Here is a 3,470-nt window from a genome sequence, read left to right as displayed (position 1 = left end):
CCGTCTCGCAGGTCGCGTTCGATGTGCTGATCCCAGGAAACCCGCCTGGCCACGCACGAGGCAGAGCGCGTTTATAGGGGGACAAGCTCAACCCCCTTGCCACCGCCACCTGCGCGAACCCTGCGACTACCGTGGAGGGCATGGACGACCGGCCCGACCACCGCGAACAGATCCGGGATTTCCTCGCCACCCGGCGCGCCAAGCTCACCCCCGAGCAGGTCGGGCTGCCCACCAGCGGCCGGCGCCGGGTTCCCGGGTTGCGCCGGGAGGAAGTCGCGGTGCTGGCCGGCGTGAGCACCGAGTGGTACACCCGGCTGGAGAAGGGCCACATCAGCGGCGTGTCCGAGGAGGTGCTCGACGCGGTGGCCCAGGCCCTGCGCCTGGACCAGGACGAACGCACCTACCTGTTCGACCTGGCCCACGCCGCCCGGCCCGCCCGCCGCGCGCCTTCGCGCCGCAAGGACGTCCAGGTCCCGCCGCGGGTCCAGTGGCTGCTGGACTCCATGACGATGTCGGCGGCGTTCGTACGCAACGACCGCCAGGACCTCGTCGCCTGCAACGCGCTGGCCCGGGCCCTACTCGCGCCGGTCTTCGACAGCCCCGCCACCACACGGAACGGCCGCGCCAACCTCGCCCGCTACGTCTTCCTCGACCCGGACTCCCAGCAGTTCTTCGTCGACTGGGACGAGGCCGCCGCCGTCAGCGCCGCGCTGCTGCGCGCCGAGGCCGGCCGCGACCCCCACGACCGGGCCCTGCGCGACCTCGTCGGTGAGCTGTCCACGCTCAGCACCGAGTTCCGCAACCAGTGGGCGGTCCACGACGTGCGTATCCGCCACGACGGCAGCAAGCAGCTGTGGCACCCGCAGGTCGGCGACCTGAAGCTGACCTACCAGTCCCTCGACCTGCCCGTGTCCAGCCGGACGGTGTACGGCCTCACCATCTACACCGCCGAACCGGGCAGCACCTCAGAAGAGCGGCTCAAGCTCCTGGCCAGCCTGGCAGCCACCCAGCCGGCACACCCCACCACTCAGCCGCGTTGACGCGCGCCGGCCTGCTCACCGGCGCAGTCAGACAGGCACTGCGATGGTTCCAGTTGTCACGGCCCAATGTGTGGCTGCCGCCATCTGCTCGCTCAGCGTTGGCAGGCCGCCGATCGGCGAGGGCGTCAACTGCAGAGCGCACGCAGCCACCGCTTCCAAGGCGGCCGACAACTCATGGGGCCGCCACGGCTCATGCGGAAGTGCGCCCGGCGCGACGTCGAATCTCACGATCGCCGGGAGCTCTCTCCAATCACGCCACTCGGTTCTCATACGCCCTCAACCAATCAGGGGCTCTCTGCCGAGCGAGAACCATATTGCGCTGGTGAAGTTGACACTGGAACGCACGAAGCGCAGCCCCCATGAGCTGGAGCGGGACGAGTACGAGGCGCTCACCATCGCGCGGAACCTGCCCACGCGTGAATTTGCTTTGTAAAGGCGCCCGGACTGTGTAACAACCCGTCTCATACGAAGAGGAACGGGCTCCGCCTGTACATCCTTCAACAACCACAGGGCCCTCGCCCCGTCGAGACCCTGTTCTCCTTGCTGAACATCCAGGCGGAACGTCAGTCGCCCGACTCGCGACGAGTGGATCGTCCTGGGACACGGCGCTGGGCAACCGAGGCCCATGTGGCAGTTCCGCCGTGTCCGCACACACCCCCTGGCGGGCGTCACGACTTCGCGGCTCTCGTCCAGAGGGTGCCCGGCCGCGTCGCCGACGTCCTGCTGGCCGCCGAGGTGGAGCATCACACCTTCGGCATCCGCCGTTACCGCGCCAAGCGCATCCCGGCACTGTCCACCATTACTGTGTCGGACCCGCGGACGTCGCCGAACGGATGAGCCGGGTCGTTCAGCGACGGCCCCGGCAGATCGTGGGACCGCTCCTGGGCGGCGGTATGTGCTGTTTCGATATGCGTCGCCATCTGGAGCGGGACGGCGTCCCGCCATGCCGGCCAGCCGATCCTGCCGACCTATCTGTCCGAGCTTCGGTGAATTCCTAGGGAACGAAGTGAGTGTAGGTCACGTAACTCATGTAGGGCTTGGCGCTTGTGCATGCCTCCCACGTCTTTTTGCCCCCGCTCGTGATAGAGCCGTGATATCTGGTCGCCATTGCCGCGGAGGAGGATACCTTGCAGTCGATTACCACCCAATACGTGCCAGTGGCGCACATGGCCCATCCTCTGTCGGGGTTATAGCCGCGCTCGATCCTCGTGGTGCAGGCTGGGGAAGCGCTTGCAGCGGTAGGGGCGGCCATCAGCCCCGTTCCTGCCGTTGCCAGGCTTGCCATGGTAATGGCCGCGATCTTTGTGAACCTTCGCATGTGCTCTCCGTCCCGAAGTTTCGGCTTTCGCGCTTCGGGGTGAAATTGGAGCACATCCCAGTATATTTCCGGTATGCCGTAGGCGTCCGGGATGAAACCTCCGTCCTCCTGTGGATACGACGCCAGCGGGTCCGGTCTGATGAGCCACTCCCGGCACTTGAAGCGGTCGAGCGGGAGGATCTGTTGGGGGGTCGGCGCGTGACTTGAGCCATCCACGCGCGAAGGCGGCGTCCATCCGTCTTTGCCGCGAACGAGCCTGGTCATCTCGTTACGGGGCATGACGAGCATCAGAACGAAAAGTCCCGTTAGCGGGTGGCTCCAGCATCTGGAGAAGGCGCTGGGGCTCGCCGCGGAAATCCTCGGTGTGGGGCTGGGGGCCATGCCGCTGCGCCTGAGGTGCTGCACCGGCGGATGGTCGACCTGGTGCGGTTCAGGGACCGCCGGGCCTCAGGACGGAGCGCAGCTTCCCGGGCAGAATTTTGCCTCGGGGTAGCGCGAGGACGGCTGGTCCAGGAGGGGTTGCCGCTTGCCCTTCAGGTGCTGGTCGAGGAAGGCCGCCACATAGGCGCGGGTGAGCTCGGCGGCGCGCGCCGCGGACAGCACGCCGGCAAGGGGCGTGATGCCGAGAGCGTCGGACAGCAGCGGGGTGTCGGTGAAGGACTGGTGTTCCTCCCGGCGATCTGGACGCGGGAGTCGACGAGCACGACCAGGTAGTCGCAGGCCCGTTCCACGTCGGAGACCAGGTGGGAGGAGAGCACCACGCTCAGCCGGTGCTCGGCGGCGGCCTCCGTCAGGTGCTGCATGAACTCGTGCCGGGCCAGCGGGTCGAGGAAGGCCGCGGGCTCGTCCAGGATCAGCAGGTCGGGGCGTTTGGCCAGGCCCAGGGTGAGGGCGAGCTGGGCGCGCTGGCCGCCTGACAGCCTGCCCGCCCGATGTGCGGGGAGGAGGCCGAGCCGCGCGATGCGTTCCCGCGCCAGGCCGTGGTCCCAGCGGGGGTTGAGCCGCGCTCCCAGCCGCAGATGTTCGGCGACGGTCAGGCCGGCGTAGACGGGGGTCCCCTGGGCGACGAATCCGACTTTGACGAGTTGGGCGGGCGTGCTTCCCGGCCGGCC

Annotated in this window: 4 protein-coding genes; 2 read left to right on the top strand and 2 right to left on the bottom strand. The window is 68.1% G+C overall.

What is annotated here, in order from left to right:
• The first annotated feature begins 140 nt into the window (after positions 1-140).
• Together AB0I79_RS63215 and AB0I79_RS63210 are read left to right on the top strand one after the other, a co-directional pair.
• A complete protein-coding gene (locus AB0I79_RS63215; RefSeq protein ID WP_357896346.1) occupies positions 141-1,040 on the top strand; it encodes a helix-turn-helix transcriptional regulator in 900 nt (299 codons plus the stop codon).
• Positions 1,041-1,736: 696 nt separating this feature from the next.
• Entirely contained in the window at positions 1,737-1,877 is a 141-nt protein-coding gene (locus AB0I79_RS63210; protein ID WP_357896343.1) for a hypothetical protein, read from the top strand.
• Positions 1,878-2,034: 157 nt separating this feature from the next.
• Here AB0I79_RS63210 and AB0I79_RS63205 read toward each other — a convergent pair whose 3' ends face one another.
• A complete protein-coding gene (locus tag AB0I79_RS63205) occupies positions 2,035-2,637 on the bottom strand; it encodes a hypothetical protein (RefSeq protein WP_357896340.1) in 603 nt (200 codons plus the stop codon).
• A gap of 254 nt (positions 2,638-2,891) precedes the next feature.
• Positions 2,892-3,470, bottom strand: a 579-nt coding sequence (locus tag AB0I79_RS63200) for an ATP-binding cassette domain-containing protein (protein WP_357896337.1), incomplete at its 5' end; no start/stop codon positions are given.

Source organism: Nonomuraea sp. NPDC050202, assembly GCF_040656115.1.
Classification (GTDB): domain Bacteria; phylum Actinomycetota; class Actinomycetes; order Streptosporangiales; family Streptosporangiaceae; genus Nonomuraea.
Note: the sequence above shows the minus strand (reverse complement) of the source record. Positions and strands in the feature narration are given on the sequence as shown.